The organism is Moraxella porci DSM 25326 (assembly GCF_002014855.1).
GTDB lineage: Bacteria > Pseudomonadota > Gammaproteobacteria > Pseudomonadales > Moraxellaceae > Moraxella > Moraxella porci.
Genome location: NZ_MUYV01000001.1, coordinates 201,074 through 218,534, shown reverse-complemented (window position 1 = coordinate 218,534; position 17,461 = coordinate 201,074). Strand labels below are relative to the sequence as shown.

18 protein-coding genes and 1 other RNA gene are annotated in these 17,461 nt (G+C 46.6%); 12 read left to right on the top strand and 7 right to left on the bottom strand.

What is annotated here, in order from left to right; all coding sequences use genetic code 11:
- The first annotated feature begins 73 nt into the window (after window positions 1-73).
- The 4 genes from accB to ybeY all read left to right on the top strand — a co-directional run bounded on the left by accB (window position 74) and on the right by ybeY (window position 3,676).
- Window positions 74-493, top strand: coding sequence for an acetyl-CoA carboxylase biotin carboxyl carrier protein (gene accB / locus B0681_RS01060; protein WP_078316892.1), 420 nt, complete (start codon window positions 74-76; stop codon window positions 491-493).
- A 12-nt stretch (window positions 494-505) separates the two neighbouring features.
- Window positions 506-1,867, top strand: a complete 1,362-nt coding sequence (accC, locus tag B0681_RS01055) for an acetyl-CoA carboxylase biotin carboxylase subunit (RefSeq protein ID WP_078316891.1) — start codon at window positions 506-508, stop codon at window positions 1,865-1,867.
- 196 nt (window positions 1,868-2,063) lie between these two features.
- Entirely contained in the window at window positions 2,064-3,140 is a 1,077-nt protein-coding gene (locus tag B0681_RS01050) for a PhoH family protein (protein WP_078316890.1), read from the top strand.
- Window positions 3,140-3,676: an rRNA maturation RNase YbeY gene (ybeY, locus tag B0681_RS01045; protein ID WP_114144924.1), complete on the top strand. Its 537-nt coding sequence runs from the start codon at window positions 3,140-3,142 to the stop codon at window positions 3,674-3,676. The genes B0681_RS01050 and ybeY overlap by 1 nt, the downstream gene beginning before the upstream one ends.
- Before the next feature lie 73 nt (window positions 3,677-3,749).
- Here ybeY and ffs read toward each other — a convergent pair.
- The 6 genes from ffs to B0681_RS01015 form a co-directional block, all read right to left on the bottom strand.
- Window positions 3,750-3,846: signal recognition particle sRNA small type (gene ffs, locus B0681_RS01040), an RNA gene on the bottom strand.
- A 68-nt stretch (window positions 3,847-3,914) separates the two neighbouring features.
- Complete coding sequence (locus B0681_RS01035; protein ID WP_078316888.1) at window positions 3,915-4,409, bottom strand: SixA phosphatase family protein; 495 nt, start codon at window positions 4,407-4,409, stop codon at window positions 3,915-3,917.
- Window positions 4,409-5,761 carry an NAD(P)H-dependent glycerol-3-phosphate dehydrogenase gene (locus B0681_RS01030; RefSeq protein ID WP_078316887.1) on the bottom strand — a complete coding sequence of 451 codons (1,353 nt, stop codon included), beginning with the start codon at window positions 5,759-5,761 and terminating at the stop codon, window positions 4,409-4,411. The genes B0681_RS01035 and B0681_RS01030 overlap by 1 nt, the downstream gene beginning before the upstream one ends.
- A gap of 73 nt (window positions 5,762-5,834) precedes the next feature.
- The gene (locus B0681_RS01025) at window positions 5,835-6,410 is read right to left on the bottom strand and encodes a nitroreductase family protein (protein WP_078316886.1); all 576 of its coding nucleotides are present in this window, start codon (window positions 6,408-6,410) and stop codon (window positions 5,835-5,837) included.
- 24 nt (window positions 6,411-6,434) lie between these two features.
- Window positions 6,435-7,535, bottom strand: coding sequence for a cell division protein ZapE (zapE, locus tag B0681_RS01020; protein ID WP_078316885.1), 1,101 nt, complete (start codon window positions 7,533-7,535; stop codon window positions 6,435-6,437).
- 34 nt (window positions 7,536-7,569) lie between these two features.
- A complete protein-coding gene (locus B0681_RS01015; protein ID WP_078316884.1) occupies window positions 7,570-8,223 on the bottom strand; it encodes an alpha/beta hydrolase in 654 nt (217 codons plus the stop codon).
- 259 nt (window positions 8,224-8,482) lie between these two features.
- Between B0681_RS01015 and B0681_RS01010 the strand changes: the two genes are divergently transcribed.
- Complete coding sequence (locus B0681_RS01010; protein WP_078316883.1) at window positions 8,483-8,836, top strand: hypothetical protein; 354 nt, start codon at window positions 8,483-8,485, stop codon at window positions 8,834-8,836.
- Window positions 8,837-9,040: 204 nt separating this feature from the next.
- Here the strand turns inward: B0681_RS01010 and ndk are convergent, their stop codons facing one another.
- Complete coding sequence (gene ndk, locus B0681_RS01005) at window positions 9,041-9,472, bottom strand: nucleoside-diphosphate kinase (RefSeq protein ID WP_078316882.1); 432 nt, start codon at window positions 9,470-9,472, stop codon at window positions 9,041-9,043.
- Between the two features lie 245 nt (window positions 9,473-9,717).
- On the opposite strand from ndk, the gene B0681_RS01000 reads away from it, so the two are divergent.
- The 7 genes from B0681_RS01000 (at window position 9,718) to B0681_RS00970 (ending at window position 17,356) form a co-directional block, all read left to right on the top strand.
- Entirely contained in the window at window positions 9,718-10,923 is a 1,206-nt protein-coding gene (locus B0681_RS01000; protein WP_078316881.1) for an MFS transporter, read from the top strand.
- A gap of 120 nt (window positions 10,924-11,043) precedes the next feature.
- Complete coding sequence (gene ychF, locus B0681_RS00995; RefSeq protein WP_078316880.1) at window positions 11,044-12,135, top strand: redox-regulated ATPase YchF; 1,092 nt, start codon at window positions 11,044-11,046, stop codon at window positions 12,133-12,135.
- Window positions 12,136-12,244: 109 nt separating this feature from the next.
- Window positions 12,245-12,709: a DUF441 domain-containing protein gene (locus tag B0681_RS00990; RefSeq protein WP_078316879.1), complete on the top strand. Its 465-nt coding sequence runs from the start codon at window positions 12,245-12,247 to the stop codon at window positions 12,707-12,709.
- A 100-nt stretch (window positions 12,710-12,809) separates the two neighbouring features.
- Window positions 12,810-13,280, top strand: a complete 471-nt coding sequence (locus B0681_RS00985) for a hypothetical protein (protein ID WP_078316878.1) — start codon at window positions 12,810-12,812, stop codon at window positions 13,278-13,280.
- A gap of 187 nt (window positions 13,281-13,467) precedes the next feature.
- A complete protein-coding gene (locus B0681_RS00980; RefSeq protein ID WP_078316877.1) occupies window positions 13,468-14,184 on the top strand; it encodes a TetR family transcriptional regulator in 717 nt (238 codons plus the stop codon).
- 128 nt (window positions 14,185-14,312) lie between these two features.
- A complete protein-coding gene (locus tag B0681_RS00975; RefSeq protein WP_228143817.1) occupies window positions 14,313-15,317 on the top strand; it encodes an exodeoxyribonuclease III in 1,005 nt (334 codons plus the stop codon).
- A 248-nt stretch (window positions 15,318-15,565) separates the two neighbouring features.
- A complete protein-coding gene (locus B0681_RS00970; RefSeq protein ID WP_078317209.1) occupies window positions 15,566-17,356 on the top strand; it encodes an L-lactate permease in 1,791 nt (596 codons plus the stop codon).
- The last annotated feature ends 105 nt before the right edge of the window (window positions 17,357-17,461 follow it).

Here is a 17,461-nt window from a genome sequence, read left to right as displayed (position 1 = left end):
TAGTACTTTGTCATGGTTCATTGAATGATCTTGACAATTTTTTGTATTAACATATTTATCAAAGGTGATGCTGATGGACATCAAAAAAATTCGCGAACTTGTCGATCTGATGGAAGAAAAAGATTTGTTGACTCTGGAATATGGCCACGATGACAAATACATCAGTCTGACTCGCAATACTGGCGTTCAGACCGTCGCCGCGCCACAAGTTGCCGCACCTGCTGCCGCTGCCGCTCCCGTCGCCAAAACACCAAGTGGCAAGCTTGAGACTTCGCCAATGGTAGGCGTGTTCTATTCTGCGCCAAGTCCAAATGATCCGCCATTTGTCAAAGTCGGCCAAAAGGTCGAAGCTGGCGATACTCTGGGCATCATCGAAGCGATGAAAATCATGAACCCACTAGAGGCCACTCAAAGCGGCATCATCGAAGAGATTTTGGTGAGCAATGCTGAGGTGGTAGAATTTGGTCAGCCTGTCATCCGTTACAAAGCCTAACAGAGATACGCCATGATTAAAAAACTACTGATTGCCAACCGCGGCGAAATTGCTCTGCGCATCGTGCGCGCATGTAAGCAGCTGGGTATCGCGACGGTGGGCGTGTACTCGACTGCCGATAAGGATTTGATGCATTTGCGCTTCGTTGATGAGGCGGTATGTATTGGCAATGCCCCATCCGCTCAAAGCTATCTGGACATTAATGCACTGCTGGCCGCGGCAGAGGTGACAGGCGCCGATGCCATCCATCCAGGGTATGGCTTTTTGTCAGAAAATGCCGAATTTGCCGAACGCGTCGAAGAAGCTGGCTTGACTTTTGTCGGCCCACATCCTGAGCATATTCGCTTGATGGGGAATAAAGTCTCTGCCATCAACGCGATGAAAGAAGCTGGCGTTCCCACCGTGCCTGGTTCGGTAGGTGCCATCACCCTGCATAATGCCGAAGAACAAGCGCGCAAGATCGGCTTTCCGCTCATCGTCAAGGCAGCTGCTGGTGGTGGTGGTCGCGGCATGCGTGTGGTTGAGCGCTTTGAAGAGCTGCTTAACCAAGTTCAAGCCGCCAAGACCGAGGCTCAAAGCGCCTTTGGTGATGACACCGTATATATGGAGCGCTTCTTAAAAAATCCTCGCCATGTTGAGGTGCAGGTCTTAGGTGATGGCAATGGCAATGCTCTGCATTTATTTGATCGCGACTGTTCGCTACAGCGCCGCCATCAAAAAGTCCTCGAAGAAGCGCCAGCGCCTGACATTCCTGATGATGTACGCACACCGATCTTGGAGGCTTGTGTTCGTGCCTGTGAGCAGATCGGCTATCGTGGCGCTGGTACTTTTGAATTTTTATATGAAGATGGTGAGTTTTTCTTCATTGAGATGAATACACGCGTACAGGTCGAGCATCCTGTGACTGAGATGATCACAGGCCTTGACATTGTGGTTGAGCAGCTGAAGATCGCCGCTGGCTATGGCTTGTCATACCATCAAGATGAGATTACCATTCGCGGTCATGCCATCGAATGCCGTATCAATGCCGAAGATCCGAAGACTTTTATGCCATCGCCTGGCAAAATCGGTCAGCTATTCACCCCAAGCGGTTCAGGCATCCGCTTTGACTCACATCTGTATCAAGGCTACAGCATCCCAAGCTATTATGATTCTTTGATCGGCAAATTGATTTGTCATGGCCAAACTCGCCGCCAAGCGATTGCCAAGACCTTGCATGCACTCGATGAGCTGGTGATTGAAGGCATCAAAACCAACATTCCGCTGCACCGTGATGTGATTTTACAAGATGAAGCATTTTGTGAAGAAGCTCAAAACATTCATTATCTTGAAACTCACCTATTGAATGCTGATAAAAAGCAATCGTCAAAATAATAAGATTGACTTTTGGGTGTCAAAGTCAGAGTATCAAAGCAGCAGTCGATTGAGTCAACTGCTGCTTTTTTAATGACATCCAATTTTACTAAGTTATCATAAATTAAATGATTTGCCATTGAATTTTCGTCGATCGCCCTAATAATGCTGTTAAGCAATCGCATGTATTTTAATTCTAACCAAAAAGGATGATTCATTGAGCATTACTCGTACCATTCACACTGACCTAAACACGCAGCAGCTGCGTACTTTATTGGGCGAATATAACAAGCATATCAAATACATTCAAGAAAGACTCGATATCCAGATTACCCATCGCCAAGATGCCTTTATCTTAACAGGCGATTTATCAGCGGTCGAACATGCCGAACTGATCCTTGGTAAACTTGCAGAGCTTGCCACCGATCAAGAAGACATCTCAGGCGAAGAGCTGCATTTGATCATTCAATCCAGCCTATCTCGCCAAATGGATGACGATGCGCAGACAGATACCCAAAAGGCCAGCTATGATGCCATTTCGCTGCGTACCAGAAAAGGGAAAATCACCCCGCGCGGCCACAATCAGCAGCAGTATGTCAAAAAAATTCTCATCTCTGATGTATCGTTTGGCGTCGGCCCTGCCGGTACAGGTAAGACCTATCTGGCAGTAGCGTGCGCGGTGGACATGCTTGAGCGCGGTGAGATTGAACGCATCTTATTGGTGCGTCCTGCCGTCGAAGCTGGCGAAAAATTGGGCTTTTTACCTGGTGATTTGACCCAAAAAATTGATCCTTATCTGCGTCCTTTATACGATGCGCTGTATGAGATGCTCGGCTTTGAAAAGGTCGGTAAGCTATTAGAGCGCCAAGTGATCGAAGTTGCACCTTTGGCTTATATGCGCGGTCGTACGCTCAATAACTCTTTTGTGATCTTAGATGAAGCCCAAAACACCACGCCAGAGCAGATGAAAATGTTTTTGACGCGATTAGGTTTTGGCTCGCGCGCAGTCATCACAGGCGATATGACACAGGTGGATTTGCCTCGCGGTCATAAATCAGGTCTGGCACAGGCATTACAGATTTTATCCAAGATTGATGAAATTCACATTACGCGTTTTGATAGTAAAGATGTGGTGCGTCATCATTTGGTACAAAAAATCGTACAGGCTTATGACGCCTTTGATGAAGAGCAAGAAGCGGCAGCCGCTGAGCGAAAGGCACACAGGCAAGCTCAAAGACTTGCCGAACAAGCTTTAATGAATACTCAAGCCGACAACCACGAAGGCAGTGTGTGATGCATCAGGTATTTATTAATATCAGCGAGTCGCTGTCCGAGCAAGCAGCTGTGATGTATCAAGCGATCAATTTTGAGCAGATTCTTGTCACAGCGCTCATCACGATGGATCAAAAGCTTAATCAAGGCTTAGAATTTCGCTACTTTCTAGATAGTGAGGATGATTGGCATAAGCCCAAAACCTTAAGCCTCTACATCACCGATGCCATCGAAGCTCGAGAGCTGAACTTACAAGCGCGTGCCAAGGATTATGCCACCAATGTGCTGTCCTATCCTACGCAGCTGCCTGCTTTTTTGATTCAGGAGTTACCAGAGATTGATTTGGGTGAGTTGGTTTTTTGTCACGAAGTGGTGCTAAAAGAAGCAGAAGAACAAAATAAAACATTCGATGCGCATATGACGCACTTGGTCGTTCATGGCATCTTGCATCTGTTGGGTTTTGATCATGAGATCAGCGATCAAGATGCCGATGCGATGGAGAGTTATGAGATCGAGATACTGGCCAAGCTTGGCATCAATAATCCTTATCTGGCCTAACTGACAATCACCCAATAAAAACCGATGGCAAGTCATCAACTGCTTAGCCATCGGTTTTTTTATAAAAAAATGACTTCATCAGCACATCTTCGGCACACTTTGTATCTACTACCGTTGCTACCTTCCGGTCCTGGCGGGGTTCATAGTACACAGTTGCGAAGCTACCGATGAAGCCAAGTCGTTATTATACCGAAAAATTAGCAATTTGCAAGCATAATTTGTGTTTTGTGGTATGACATCATGGCTGATCAGGGGTAAAGCCATCAACGCTGCGCGCCAAACCCTCTGCCACGACAGCGGTCTGTAACACACGGCATTCCGCCAATTCAAATGCAGCTGGTGATAAGCCATCAAGCTGCGCCACCATGCGCGCGACGATCGGCATATGGCAGACGATGGCGATGCATTTGTCATCGGTATCCATGTCAAATTTGGCGCGGATGACGTAGTCGATGTCATCGAGTGCAGTCACAGGATCATCATCTGGCGTGATGCTACTGACGGTGACAAAGCTTGGCGACTGCCCTGAAGCGATCGCTTGCTCTTGAAGGATTTTGGCTGTTTGATCAGCGCGGTTGTAAGGGCTTGCGATGATCAGATCCAGTTGATGCATGGATGTGATGTGGTGTGCCGTCTGTGCAGCTTGCATGCGACCAAATTCGGTCAGATCGCGACCTGCATCATCCTCACAATATGGGCCTGCTTGACCATGTCTTACAAAAATCAGTTTCATCACTCACCTTTATCTTTGGTTGATTTGACTGGCTCGTTTGGGTCAGTAGTATCATTGCTAGGCTTGGCCTCAGCACTGGTTTTTAGCACTTCGCTAAATTCATGGCTTAATTTGGCATTAATCTCATCATGTGGTAGCACAAATTCCACATCACTTCTAAAGCCGCTCTCCATCAGATTCAGTGCCACGCCCAATGCAGATTTGTTTTCATACAGCACCGCATGCAGTGCATGAGTGATCGGCATATAGATACCCAATTCGGTGGCGCGGGTATGCACTTGCAAGATGGTATTCACGCCCTCGGCGGTCTGGCCAAGTTTTTTGATGGCAGCATCCAAACTGACACCCTGCCCCAACATGTGGCCGACGCGATAATTACGACTGAGTACCGAGCTGCAAGTGGCATATAAATCACCCACACCAGATAAGCCCAAGAAAGTCAAAGGATCAGCCCCCACTGCCACCCCAAAGCGACTCATCTCAGCCAATGCCCGCGTCAGCAGCATTGCTTTGGTGTTTTCACCTACTTCATAGGCTGCAGCCATCCCCATGGCGATGGCATAAATGTTCTTCAATGCCCCGCCAAGCTCGACGCCTTTGACATCATTGCTGGCAAATACGCGAAAAAACGCACTGTGCAATGCCGTCTGCACCGCTTTACGAAGTGGCTCAGACTCTGAGGCGATGACGGTGGCCGATGGCATATTATCCATAATTTCAACCGCCAAATTCGGGCCGCTCATCACCCCAAAATTCACCTCAGGCAGCACATCGGTGATGATGTCACTCATCAAAGCAAAGGTGTCTTTTTCCATGCCTTTGGTCAATGACACCACCGCTTGATGGGTGATATAAGGCTTGATATTCGTCAACATCTCACGGAATGCCGAGCTTGGCACCGCCACAAAAATCACATCCACGCCTGTGACTGCCGCCTGTAGATCATAACTAAATTTTAGGCGGTCATCAAGCTTGTGGTTGGGCAGATATTTTTTATTGACTCGTGTTTTATTAAGCGATTTGACTGTGCGTTTGTCGCGCACCCACAGCGTGGCATCACAGCCATTTTTGGCAGCCAGATTCGCCATCGCTGTACCAAAACTGCCACCGCCCAAGAATGCAAAGCTCATTTTCTCAATGCTCACCGAAGGCTGCCCTGCTTGCAGCGACTCAGCCAGCTGCACAGACTTTTTCTTTTTTAGGCCAGTCATCTCAGCAATGCTTGTGATGATTGGCGCATTTGGCAAGCCAGATTCTTTGATGGCATTCACCGCATCATCTAGGCTATGACTGGCAGCCTCGACGATTTTTTTGACCTTTGGGTTTTGTACGCTTGGTTTTTTTAGTTTCATACCAGAGCACCTTTTATTAAGCTATTTATTGTATGCCGACTGTTTTGACTTTGACAGTCGATCTTATCCGCCATCAGTTGTGATAGCTGACATAGTCACTGATGTCAACTGCCTCACGCGCAGGCATCTGCACTGTGCTTGAGCCAGTATAAATCAAGCCGCAGATGGTGTCATCGACGCCGACCCCAAAATGCGCCTTGACCACATCAGTATTACATAGCGGCCCTGTACGCCACACGCTGTTATAACCGAGCGACTCTAGCGCAAGTAAGATATTTTGAGCAGCAGCACCAGCACTCAAAAGCTGCTCATACGGTGGCACTTTTTCGTGATATTTTTGTTTGGTGGCGATGACAATGATCATCGGCGCGCGCAGTGGCATTGTTAAGGTCTTTTTAATGGTTGCCTCATCAAGCACCTCACCACGACTCTCGGCATCTGCTTCGGCTGCCTTTAATAACACCTTGCCAAATTCCACAAGACTCTCATCAGTCAATACCCAAAACTGCCACGGCTTGAGCTGCTTATGATCAGGTGCGACCATCGCTGCATGCAGTACGGTGTTGAGTTCATCTTGATTAGGCATCGGCAAGCTTAATTTGCCAATGCTGCGGCGCTGATGAATGATGTCTAATACAGGGTTTGTCATTGTTATGTTCCTAAATAATTCATTTTAATCCAAGCGATGCTCAGCCGCCAGATAGTCCTCCGATTGCATCTCAAGCAAACGCGAGCGAGTCCGCTCAATCTCAAACGCCAGCTTTTCGCCTTGATACAGCTCAAGGATGGACTGCTCTGCACGCACAAGCAGCTTGACACGGCGATCATAAAATTCATCGACCAAATAGATAAATCGACGGGTCGGATCCATCAGTGTGTCATTTAACAATGGTACATTATCCACCATCACCGTATTAAAGTCATTGGCAATCTCAATAAAATCCGATGCCGCACGCGGCTGCATGCATAATGCACGAAAATCAACCAGCAGCATCGTCTCTGTGCGCTTGATGATCGGCACCTCACGATTGGCGACGACAATCGGTGCGGTACAGACTGACTGCCCGCCTGCCAAAGTGTTAAAACGCTCAGACAGCCAGCCATCTGTTTCGCTAGTCAATGGATATGAATATAGTTTAGCTTGTTTTAATAATCTTAGACGATAATCGATACCAGCATCGATGTTCATCACGGTGGTGTTTTTTTCGACTTGAGCAATGGCTGGCAAGAATCTGTCGCGATGGATGCCGTTCTTATACAGCCCTGATGGCTCAATATTCGATGTGGCCACAAGCGTAATCCCACGATCGAACAGCATGGTGAACAAATCACCCAAAATCATCGCATCTGAGACATTCGAGACAAAAAATTCATCAAAACAAATCACCACCGCCTCACGATGGATGATGTCAGCGACCTTTTGCAGTGGATCGGATTGTCCTTGTAGTGCTACCAATTCACGCTGCACACGCTGCATAAAATGATGAAAATGCATTCGCATCTTACGCTCAATCGGCAAGCTATCGTAGAACATGTCCATCATCCAAGTCTTGCCGCGACCGACGCCGCCCCACATATACAGTCCCTTTGGCATCTGTGGCTTGGTTTTAAATAGACTGGCAAACCATCCCGACTTTTGACCGCCTTCTACCGCCAATATCTCATGATGCAGATTATCCATATAAGTCACCGCTGCCAACTGAATCGCATCTTCGCTAAATTCACCCGTGGCCAGTGCGGCTTGGTATCGCTGTAATGGGGTTTGCACGCTCATCTTATCGATTTTCCTTGATAACTTAAAAGTCTGATTATATTAATGTATGAAATTCTAACGCTTGTCTGAGTTCAACGAGCTTGGCATGAAAAAAATGCCCCGTCTCAATCACTCTCGTCGGCATGTGATGTTGTTCAGCAAAATTTTGCATCGCAGCAGGCGGCACCAGCTCATCTTGATCGCCATAGATCATAAACGCATGATCAGTATGCCAAATCAAATCATTAATGCCAGCACGCAATACCGATGGCGCAATCAGCACAAGATTTCTAAGATGTACATCCGTCAGATCTTCGGCATTCTTGAGATAATCTGCTACCCGACAAGCGACATAGCCACCAAAAGAAAAACCCGCCAACCACAGCCGCCGCGCTTTGGTCTGTGTCAAGGCAAACTTCAGCACCGTCAAAGCATCCAAAAACTCGCCATCACCAGTACCGACACGACCTGTCGAACGCCCGACACCCCGAAAATTAAAGCGCAGTACATCCATGCCCACATCGCGACAATACCGATACAGCGTGCTGACTACTTTATTGCTCATCGTGCCGCCTTGCGTGGGATTAGGGTGGCAGATGATGGCCAAATTATCCTTGGCCGATCGCTCACCTGTCTGCAAAATCATCTGCACCTCAAGCACGCCTGCAGGGGCATCGATCAATAGGCTTTGCTCTTGAAAACTGGACATGATAATGATTGATAAATTACTTATAAAATGTATCGCATTATATCACACTTTTTAGGATGCGCCACTTGACATCATCTTTCACGCTCTACAAAATTTCTACAGTTGCGCAAAAAACTTAACTTGAACTGGCAGCAATTATTGATATACTGATATCACTGCCGATGACTGTTTGGTTAGCCGATGACATCATTTTGGCAAGTTTATTTGGCAATATTTTGGTAAATGCCCAGTGCATTGTTTTGTTTTTATGGGAAATCTTATGAAAAAACTCATCTTAAGTCTAAGTGCGGCAGCGTTATTATCTGCTTGCGCCAGCACCACAAGTACCTCGCCTGTCTTGACACGCGCTGATGGCACACTTGAAACCACTGGACTTGGCACCACCAAACTTAAAGCCCAAGAAGCTGCCCTGTCCGCCGCCAAAAAGCAATGCGGTATTCGCTCGCCTGTCATCATCTCGGATAAAACCACCTACAATGGCGTGCTTGATGAGCGCACGGGTCGCATGATCGAACAAGGCGTCAGCGTAGTCGGTGCTGTCTTTGGTCAAGCCACACCAAATCTAAGCCGCGATGATGATTATGAATATCAAATCAAATTCCAGTGCCGCTAAGCGCTGCTGCCAATCTTTGGTTTAAATCCATCGTATGATTTGATCTAGCTTACACTGGCCTTATTAAAGCTAAGGATATCATCGCTTTTAAGTGTTGATCAGCCAAAGCATCTTGTAAATCATCTTTTAAATCAACATAGCCAAAAAAATCCCTTAAGCAGCTGCTCAAGGGATTTATATTTAGATCGATGGCGATCCAAAAAATTAACGCGTGCGTGGATATACTTCGTCTGCGCCGAAGAAATAAGCGATCTCACGCTCAGCAGATGCCACAGAGTCAGAACCGTGTGCAGCATTCTCATCGATGCTGACAGCAAAATCTGCACGGATGGTGCCAGGTGCTGCTTCTTGTGGGTTGGTCGCGCCCAGGATTTCACGATGTGCAAGCACGGCGTTTTCGCCCTCTAGGACAGAGACCACAACTGGGCCTGAAGTCATGAATGACACTAGGTCACCAAAGAAACCACGCTCTTTGTGCTCAGCGTAGAAGCCTTCAGCATCTGCTTGTGATAGGTGCTTGTATTTCATCGCAACTGGCTTAAGGCCTGCTTTTTCAAAGCGAGCGATGATGTCACCGATGTGGTTTTTGCCAACTGCATCTGGCTTGATGATAGATAAAGTGCGTTCGATAGCCATGGGAATATCCTTTTGCTAATGGGTTTAAGGGAAAACATAAACTGCTTTGATTATAACCAATTTTTTGGATAATTGACAGTGTTTTTGATAAAAATATTTGCATATCTTAAGCGCCTATGTCGTGCAGATCTGGTACATTTATCCTGTATCCTTATTGATTTTATTACAGCTTTTATGGTTGGATGGCTTTTGTTTTTGGGCGGATTTCGTACTATAATAGCCACTTTTTATAAGCCCTAAGCTGTATGCGTTTTATCCAACGACTCCTAACCCACCCTTCTGTTGCCAATTTTAACCAAACTGTCTGGGCGATGCTCATAGGCGGGTTTATCGTACGCATCAGCTACTTTATGTCATGGCCATTTTTGATCATTGTCCTAAACAGCAATCAAAGCGTCTCGACAATGGGCGTCGGTGTGATATTGGGGTTTTCAGCTGGTGTGGCTGCCATTTCTGGTATTTACATTGGCTATTTATCAGATAAATTTGGTGAAAAACCACTCTTACTCACAGGCTGCCTGGTTGGTACAGCGTGCTATGCCATGCTACCATTTGCACTCAATTTTTGGCAGTATTTTGCCATCATGGCTTTATTGGGCTTGGTGCGTCCGATGGTTGAAGTTGTTGGCAAAGCCATCATGTGCAACAGCTTATCCGACCCAAAAGATCGTGAAACCGCCTTATATTTACGCTATTTTCTCATCAATATGGCTGGTGCTATCGGTCCACTACTTGGGCTATGGTTTGGATTAACACAAGCTGATACGCTGTTTACTATCACCGCCATGGCTTATTTTGGTTATTTGATTTGGATTTATCAATTAATCCAATCCACCGAACATCATGCCACGCACGAGTTGCCCAACTTCGGCAAAACCGTGCAAGTCATCCGCTCTGATTTACCGTTTTTATTACTACTGATCATCATCTTTTTGGTATTGATTGTCTATTCGCAAGCATATGCCACCGTGCCACAGATCATCACAGGACTACTTGGCGGTGATGCTGCATCACTGATTGTACTATTGACCGTGGTCAACTGCATTACCGTCACCGTATTTCAATTTCCACTATTAAGGCTGTTTCGCCGACTATCGATCGCCACTCGTGCACAAATCGGCATTGTCTTTTTGTTATTGGCTCAGCTGTTATTCATCGTTATTGATGATCACTCATTAGTCGCATGGAGCGTGGCCTTTTTTGTGTTTAGCCTAGGTGAAGTCATCACCATTCCGACCATCAGCGTGCAGATTGATGAATTTGCCAAAACAGGGCTGCGTGGCAGTTATTTTGGTGCAGCGGCATTTAGTGAGCTTGGTAATGCCATCGGCCCGATGTTCGGCGCGATGATGATTAGCAGTTTTTCAAATGATCATTATTTTATCGCAACGACGCTCATTTGCAGCATCTGCATTGCTTGCTATGGGATCATCCGTCGCCGAGTCGGTTAGCTCGTACAAATTTATGATGATTACAAGCTTTTTTGGTGTTAATTTGTTATAATAGCTTGTTTAATTGATTGATAAGCACATTTTTTTGACTTAAGTGAATGATTAAGATAAGGAGCCATCATGGGCTTTAACTGCGGTATCGTCGGCCTACCCAATGTCGGCAAATCAACACTGTTTAATGCACTGACCAAAGCAGGCATTGCAGCCGAAAACTTCCCATTTTGTACCAAAGATCCAAACACAGGCATCGTCCCTGTACCCGATCCACGCCTAAAAGCACTGGCAAAAATCGTCAATCCTGAGCGTACCATCCCAACCAGTATGGAGTTTGTGGATATCGCAGGCTTGGTTGCTGGTGCATCCAAAGGCGAAGGCATGGGCAACCAGTTTCTAGCCAATATCCGTGAAACCGATGCCATCGCTCATGTGGTACGCTGCTTTGATGATGATAACGTCATCCATGTCGATGGCCGTGTCAATCCGCTATCAGACATCGAGACCATCAATACCGAGCTTGCTTTAGCTGACCTTGATGCTGTCACTCGTGCCATCACCAACCTAAACAAAAAAGCCAAAGGCGGTGATAAAGATGCTCAAGCCGCCCTAGCTGTATTCCAAAAAATCGAGCCTTTTTTGGCGGATGGTAAGCCTGCACGCCTAGCAGGTGTCGATGCTGATGAGAAAAAACTCATCAAAAGCTACGGTCTGATCACCCTAAAACCTGTGATGTACATCGCCAATGTGTCAGAAGATGGCTTTGAGAATAACCCTTATCTGGATCAAGTGCGTGAATTTGCAGCCAGTGAAGATGCCATCGTCGTACCACTATGCAACCAAATCGAAGCTGAAATCGCTCTACTTGACGAAGCGGACAAGGCTGAGTTTCTGGAGAGCTTGGGTATGCAAGAAGCTGGCCTTGACCGAGTGATTCGAGCAGGTTATGAACTACTCAATCTACAGACCTATTTCACCGCAGGTGTCAAAGAAGTGCGTGCTTGGACAGTGAAAGTCGGTGCCACCGCACCTGAAGCTGCTGGCGTGATTCATACCGATTTTGAGCGCGGCTTTATCCGTGCTGAAGTGATCGCTTATGATGACTTTATTGAGCATGGTGGCGAAAAAGGCGCTGCTGCTGCCGGTAAATCTCGCCTAGAAGGCAAAACATACATCGTTCAAGATGGCGATGTGATGCATTTTAGATTTAATGTCTAAAACAAGCCAAATCAACCTCTTTGATTCCACTATGGTGCGCGCTGTTCGCTGATGGCGCGCACCATTTATCCCCACTTGCAGCAGCCTACTACACGCTTTTGGATAAGTCATGCCCAATATCGCCAATCTTGACATAAGTTTAATTGTCTTATTTATCCTCTTGGCGCTGGGTGTATTTAGCCAAAATAATACGATCATTTTAGCGACTGCCTTATTGATCATCCTTAAGATCAGCCCGTTTGGCGAGATGATGCTGCCTTATGTTGATAAATACGGGATCAGTTTTGGTATTTTGATATTAACCATTGGGGTATTAGCACCCATTGCCAGTGGCAAATTAAATAGCGAGACGATTTTACAGTCTTTTATCAGCCCAAAATCACTTGTCGCCATCATGGTGGGCTTACTGGTCGCTTATTTGGGCGGTCGCGGTGTCAAATTGATGACAAGCGAACCTCAAGTGATCGCAGGACTACTGATAGGCACGGTGCTTGGCGTGGCTTTTTTGCGCGGCGTACCCGTTGGCCCACTCATTGCCGCTGGGATTTTATCACTATTTTATTGGCAAAAGTAAATGGGCTTTACTTTATAGAACCTCAATGTTGTTGATTGTGCATCATTGCGTTATAATATAGCTATTTTAGATAAATCACGATCCATCACATAGGTAACTTATGAAAAAAATTCTACTGGCTTCATTGATTGCCACACTAACTTTAACCGCCTGCGAAAAACAATCACAACAAACTGCCGCCGAGCAGCCGCAGCCTGCCCAGACCGCTGTCGCAGCCGAAACTCATGATGCGATGGAGGATTCTGCTGATCATCAAGATCATGATCACGACGAGCATGACCACGAGCATGATCACGCAGGTCATATGCACAGCCACGATGAGGGCGATGCCTACCAATGTGGCAGCAAAACCATTCACATCGCTGTCCACGATTACGAAGGTGAAACTGAAGCACACCTGACCGATGACAGCATCGTGTATGACCTAAATCAAGATCCCGATAATCCTGCTCGCTTCACCACTGATAACGGCATCGAAAACAATCAGCCCATGGCTTTGACCATTGATGGCAATAACGCCCGCGTCACCAGCAATAATCGAGTGCTACTAGACTGCACCAAACAAAGCTGAGCTACTCCCCTGATGTTTTTATCGCCCATTGTCGTTCGTGTGATGGGTGATTTTTTTGATTGTAGATTAATCAGGGCGGATTTGAGATTTTTTTGGAGAAATTTTACTAAGTTTGGGATAAGCGCTTGCAACTGCCGCGCTTTTTATCCATAATATACAGTCATTCACTCAAATTTATGGACAAACCATGAGCGTCGAAAAATCCACCAATCGTGAACAAAAAAAACGCCAAACTCGCCAAGCCTTTTTTAATGCCGTGCTGGATCTGTGCATGAGCGGTCAAGGCTACAGCTCGATCAGCCTGCGTCAAGTTACCCGTGAAGTGGGCGTGGTGCCGACAGCGTTTTATCGGCATTTTGATGACATGGAAAGCCTTGGCAAAGCCTTGGTTGAAGATGAGCTTGGCAGCGCCCTTGCGATGTTGCGTGAGCATATGCAGCTGGGTCGCAAACGCAGCTTTGATCGACAGATTGCCAAAAGTGTTCAGCTGTTTTTTAAGGCGGTTAATGCACAGCCCCGCTATTGGCAGTTCATCGCATCGGAGCGTTTTGGTGGCTCTGAAGCCGTACGCCGTGCGATCAGTGAGCAGATTGCAACTTTTGCCAAGATCATGAGTGAAGATTTGGGTATGCAGCCTGCTTTTGAGCATATCAGCAGCGAAGACCGCTATTTATTGGCAGAAACTGGCGTGAATCTGTCATTTTCGTGGATCATTGACTGGCTTGATTTGACTTATATGCCTGATTTGATGGATGAAGACGACCGCCCAAGCAAAGACGAGCTAGAAGCCAAAAAACAAGCCATGCTGCATCGCTGTACGCGTCAGATGCAGATGGTGCTGTACGGTGCGTATAATTGGAAATCCAGCGAAGAGACTTTGCTTGATGAGCATATCCAAAATTAATTAACCACATTGACCAAAGCCAATCATTGATAAAACAACAAGAATTTTTGCTTGCTATTTTATCAAGTTGCCAGTAGCATGGGGCGAGTTTTCGCCCTTTTTATATTTAAAATTAGACCAGTCAATCTATGTCAAATAAACCAAAATCCATTTTGAATAAAACCCAAACCAACACCACGATGACGGATAAACCTGACGCCACCGCTGCCACCATCAAGCCCAAACACATCGCCAAATCCGCCACCACAGGCGCACCAAAGGCAACGGGAGCGACACCAAGTTTTGACATTAAGCCTAATGATGTCGTACCATCCAAAGCCATCTATAACAACCCTGCCAAGGTGCTTCGAGTCGTCTCCATCAACGTCAACGGACTACGCTCTGCCGAGAAAAAAGGCTTTTTTGAGTGGCTGGCAACATCCGATGCTGATGTCGTATGCATCCAAGAAGCGCGCATCACCCATGAGCAGTGGACGGACAAATTTCGCCCAGATGGCTGGCATACCCACTTATTTCCAGCTGAGCGAGCTGGCTATGCAGGTACGGCGATTTATAGCCGACTACCTTTTGCGTCTGTCACAGACGGCTTAGGCTTTGAGCTTGCTGATAGTCAAGGTCGCTTTATTACTGCCGAATTTGATTTGTCACATCATGGCATCGATGAGCCTGTACATATCGCATCACTGTATCTGCCATCAGGCTCATCAGGTGATGATGCTCAAGCTCGCAAAGATCATTTCTTGGAGCAATACCGCCACATTCTAAAGGCATGGCGTGACGCCAACAAATCCATCATCGTCTGTGGCGATTATAATATCGTGCACAAGCGAATCGATATCAAAAACTGGTCTGGCAACCAAAAAGCATCAGGCTGCCTGCCGCACGAGCGAGCATGGCTTGATCATATCTATGATAAGCTTGGCTATGTCGATACTTTTCGAGTTGTACGCCATGATGCGGATATCTATTCATGGTGGTCAAATCGCGGTCAAGCCCGTGCCAAAAATGTTGGGTGGCGTATCGATTATCAAGCCTGTTCACCGGATTGGCGTGAACGGACTGTCGGCGCTTGGGTCTATAAAGACCAATGGTTTAGCGACCATGCACCTGTCATCATTGATTATCAGCTATGATTTAACAGCGGGTGTCGATCAATATTCCCCTAAAAATACCAAAATTTTCTTAATTCATAATCAAAATACTAGCAATTTAATTTACTTTTCAGTAAAATACTGCAACTTTTTAAGTTGTCTAGTCGATTATACAATTTTTAACCTTCACTCTGATGTTTTGTGGTTACAAACCAACGGTCGTTTAGCGTTAAATTCTATCATCACAGACCAATTGTTAACCAGCATGCATGGGCGGCACAGATTTGTCCATGCATGTATATGATTTACATAAACAAGGAGTGGGTATGTATACTTTTTTGGCGATGTTGCCAATCATCATCGTATTCGTACTATTAGTCGTGATGCGCCTGCCTGCAAAATACGCCATGAGTTTGGCTTATGTGGCAACCGCAGCGCTGTCGTATTTTGTGTGGCAGACCAGTGGCAACCAAGTCGCTGCCGCCACCATCCATGGCGTTTTGACTGCCATCAATGTTTTATTCATCGTTTTTTCAGCGATTCTTATCCTAAATACGCTTAAAGAAAGCGGCGCGATCTCAGCGATCCGCCGTGGCTTTATGGACATTTCACCTGACCGTCGCGTGCAGATGATCATCGTGGCGTGGCTGTTTGGCTGCTTGATCGAGGGTTCGACTGGCTGGGGTACCCCATCAGCGGTCGCAGCACCATTACTTTTGGCACTTGGCTTCCCTGCAATGGCGTGTGTGATGGCAGTATTGATCATCCAATCAACGCCAGTATCATACGGTGCGGTGGGTACGCCACTGTTGATCGGTGTTAATTCAGGTCTTGAAAACAAAGAAGATGTGGCAAATGCTCTGGCATCAGTCGGTAAAGATTTGCCTGCGTATATCTTTGATATTTCGGGGAATGTTGGCTTTGTTCACGCCGCTGTTGGTTTCTTGATTCCGCTAATTCTTTGTGGTTTTTTAACTCGCTTCTTTGGTCAAAAGCGTTCATTCACTGAAGGTCTAAAAGCAGCACCATTTGCTATCTTTGCTGGTCTGGCATTTACCATACCGTATGCCTTGACCGCCAAATTCATCGGCCCTGAGCTGCCATCGATCGTCGGCGCCATCGTCGGTATGGCATTGGTAATCCCCGCAGCTAAGCGTGGCTTCTTGACGCCAAAAGAAACCTTTGACTTCGGCCCTCGTGAATCATGGGATAAAGAATGGGTGAGTGAACTTGCCATCACCAATACCGATGACAAAAACGCACCGAATTTCAGCGTGCTGCGCGCCTTTGCGCCTTACTTGATCATCATCGCAATCTTGATCGTGACTCGTACTGTCAAGCCGCTAAAAGCATTCTTGAACTCAGATCCAGTCACCATCGCTTATAGCAATATCCTAGGTACAAGCATCACCAACAAAACTCAGCTGCTTTACTCTCCAGGTACTGTACTGCTATTGGTGTCGATCATCTGTATCTTCTTGTTCAACATGAAAGGTGATATGGTCAAAAAGAGCTGGTCAGCTTCTGCCAAAACTATGCTTGCTGCAGCACCTGCACTACTGTTCTCTGTACCGATGGTGCAAGTATTCATCAACTCAGGGACAGCGCCTGATGCAGCGGTACAAATGCTTGCGATGCCAAAAGTATTGGCAACTGCAGCCGCTGGTGCCTTTGAAGGTATGTGGCCACTGGTCTCACCTTGGATCGGTGCGCTAGGTGCATTCATTGCAGGTTCGAACACCGTATCGAACATGATGTTTGCGCATTTTCAATGGGGTACAGCAACTCAAATCGGTCTTGATGTTGCCAATGCTGGTAAAGTCGTCGCTCTACAAGCGGTCGGCGGTGCTGCGGGTAACATGATCTCGGTGCATAATGTCGTCGCTGCGTGTGCGGTCGTTGGTCTGGTGAACCGTGAAGGTTATGTGATCCGTAAGACATTGATTTCAATGACTTATTATGTTGTACAGGCCGGTCTGATCGGTATGGCATTGATCTTTAGCCCAGTGTGGTGGGTCGGTGCCATCATTTGGCCAATCCTCTTCTTATTTGTGATGAGCAAAACAGGCGCCAAAGCCTGATTTGCTCCATCAAGCGGGTTTGCCAGATCAAGCCCGCTTGATGATTTTTGTAAGTAATTGCCCAAAACCACAAATCAGCTATTGCCGTGCATGCCTCAATACAGG

Excerpts from the sequence above, each read along its gene's own strand:
- B0681_RS01015 (WP_078316884.1), bottom strand. The coding sequence starts at position 8,223 with ATGTCCAGTTTTCAAGAGCAAAGCCTATTGATCGATGCCCCTGCAGGC.
- B0681_RS00985 (WP_078316878.1), top strand. The coding sequence starts at position 12,810 with ATGAAAAAAATTCTACTGGCTTCATTGATTGCCACACTAACTTTAACC.
- ychF (WP_078316880.1), top strand. The coding sequence starts at position 11,044 with ATGGGCTTTAACTGCGGTATCGTCGGCCTACCCAATGTCGGCAAATCA.
- B0681_RS00980 (WP_078316877.1), top strand. The coding sequence starts at position 13,468 with ATGAGCGTCGAAAAATCCACCAATCGTGAACAAAAAAAACGCCAAACT.
- accB (WP_078316892.1), top strand. The coding sequence starts at position 74 with ATGGACATCAAAAAAATTCGCGAACTTGTCGATCTGATGGAAGAAAAA.
- B0681_RS00975 (WP_228143817.1), top strand. The coding sequence starts at position 14,313 with ATGTCAAATAAACCAAAATCCATTTTGAATAAAACCCAAACCAACACC.
- B0681_RS01030 (WP_078316887.1), bottom strand. The coding sequence starts at position 5,761 with ATGAAACTAAAAAAACCAAGCGTACAAAACCCAAAGGTCAAAAAAATC.
- B0681_RS01010 (WP_078316883.1), top strand. The coding sequence starts at position 8,483 with ATGAAAAAACTCATCTTAAGTCTAAGTGCGGCAGCGTTATTATCTGCT.
- B0681_RS00990 (WP_078316879.1), top strand. The coding sequence starts at position 12,245 with ATGCCCAATATCGCCAATCTTGACATAAGTTTAATTGTCTTATTTATC.
- ybeY (WP_114144924.1), top strand. The coding sequence starts at position 3,140 with ATGCATCAGGTATTTATTAATATCAGCGAGTCGCTGTCCGAGCAAGCA.
- zapE (WP_078316885.1), bottom strand. The coding sequence starts at position 7,535 with ATGAGCGTGCAAACCCCATTACAGCGATACCAAGCCGCACTGGCCACG.
- B0681_RS01025 (WP_078316886.1), bottom strand. The coding sequence starts at position 6,410 with ATGACAAACCCTGTATTAGACATCATTCATCAGCGCCGCAGCATTGGC.
- B0681_RS01035 (WP_078316888.1), bottom strand. The coding sequence starts at position 4,409 with ATGAAACTGATTTTTGTAAGACATGGTCAAGCAGGCCCATATTGTGAG.
- B0681_RS01000 (WP_078316881.1), top strand. The coding sequence starts at position 9,718 with ATGCGTTTTATCCAACGACTCCTAACCCACCCTTCTGTTGCCAATTTT.
- B0681_RS00970 (WP_078317209.1), top strand. The coding sequence starts at position 15,566 with ATGCATGTATATGATTTACATAAACAAGGAGTGGGTATGTATACTTTT.
- ndk (WP_078316882.1), bottom strand. The coding sequence starts at position 9,472 with ATGGCTATCGAACGCACTTTATCTATCATCAAGCCAGATGCAGTTGGC.
- accC (WP_078316891.1), top strand. The coding sequence starts at position 506 with ATGATTAAAAAACTACTGATTGCCAACCGCGGCGAAATTGCTCTGCGC.